Origin of the sequence: Microbacterium gallinarum, from assembly GCF_014837165.1 — a bacterium.
Taxonomy (GTDB): domain Bacteria; phylum Actinomycetota; class Actinomycetes; order Actinomycetales; family Microbacteriaceae; genus Microbacterium; species Microbacterium gallinarum.
Window position 1 is genome coordinate 1 of the sequence record NZ_JACSPM010000013.1, and the last position, 1265, is coordinate 1265.

At 67.0% G+C, this 1265-nt stretch carries 2 protein-coding genes; both read left to right on the plus strand.

Annotated features, from left to right (window positions below):
* The first annotated feature begins 67 nt into the window (after positions 1-67).
* Positions 68-352, plus strand: coding sequence for a transposase (locus H9622_RS15685; protein ID WP_191767366.1), 285 nt, complete (start codon positions 68-70; stop codon positions 350-352).
* A gap of 47 nt (positions 353-399) precedes the next feature.
* Positions 400-1224, plus strand: coding sequence for an IS3 family transposase (locus H9622_RS15690; protein WP_318247152.1), 825 nt, complete (start codon positions 400-402; stop codon positions 1222-1224).
* Positions 1225-1265: the final 41 nt, after the last annotated feature.

The window sequence follows — 1265 nt, forward strand, 5'->3', positions numbered from 1 at the left end:
CGGAACCTGACCCGCTTTCCCGGACACCTGAGTTGAGGCGATGATCGTCTCGGAAGGAGTCCGTGAGATGCCTGCTGCCCACTCGCCGGAGTTCCGGCGTCGAGCCCTGGATTTGGTCGCCCAGGGCAACCCGGTCGGTCAGACTGCGCGTGATCTTGGGATCAGCGAGTCCTGTCTTCGCAACTGGATGAAACGTGATGCGGTCGACAGCGGTCGCAAGCCCGGCCTGACGACCGATGAGCACAAGGAGCTCGTCGAGTTGCGGCGCAGGCTGCGGGTGCTGGAGATGGAGAACGAGATCCTCAAGCGCGCGTCGGCGTACTTCGCCAGGGAGAACGTGCTCCCAAAATAGGGTTCCGGCTGGTCCAGGAGCTCGCCGTTGACGGTGTTCCCGTCGCGGTGGCCTGCCGGTTCCTGAAGGTCTCGACCTCCGGCTACTACGACTGGGCGGGCCGATCACCGTCGGCGCGGGAGGTCGCGGATGCCGACCTGACGACCACGATCCGCCGCATCCACGCGGACTCCCGCGAGACCTATGGGGCGCCCCGGGTACTCGCCGAGCTGCGGCTCGGACTGGGCGTCCGGGTCGGCCGCAAACGCGTCGCACGCCTGATGCGCGCGGACGGGCTGATCGGAGTCTCGCATCGCCGCAAACGGCGTGGCTGGAAGCCGGACACCGCGACGCACGAGGACCTCGTGAAGCGGCAGTTCCGCGCTGACGCACCAAACCGGCTCTGGTTCTGTGACATCACGCAGCACCGCGCGAAAGACGGGTGGGTCTACTGCGCCGCCGTGATCGACGCATACTCCCGCCGCATCGTGGGCTGGTCGATCAGCGATCGGATCACCGCGGAGATCGTCGTCGACGCGCTCGAGATGGCACGCTGGCGACGCCGACCCGAACCCGGCACCGTGGTTCATGCGGACCGCGGCGCGCAATACACCAGCTGGCTCTTCGGGCACCGGCTGCGGCAGGCCGGGCTCCTCGGATCGATGGGCAGAGTCGCGTCGAGCGTCGACAACGCGCTCATCGAGTCGTTCTGGTCGACCATGCAGCGCGAGCTCCTGGACCGCACCACCTGGGACACTCGAGCAGAGCTCGCATCGGCGATGTTCGAGTGGATCGAGGGCTTCTACAACCCCCGCCGCCGGCACACCAGCCTGGGCGACCTCAGCCCCGCCGACTACGAAGCACTTCACACCGCCGCAGAAATCGCGGCATGATCAACACACAAGAACCGTCCGGGAAACCGGGTCAGGCTCCG

Excerpts from the sequence above, each read along its gene's own strand:
- H9622_RS15685 (WP_191767366.1), top strand. The coding sequence starts at position 68 with ATGCCTGCTGCCCACTCGCCGGAGTTCCGGCGTCGAGCCCTGGATTTG.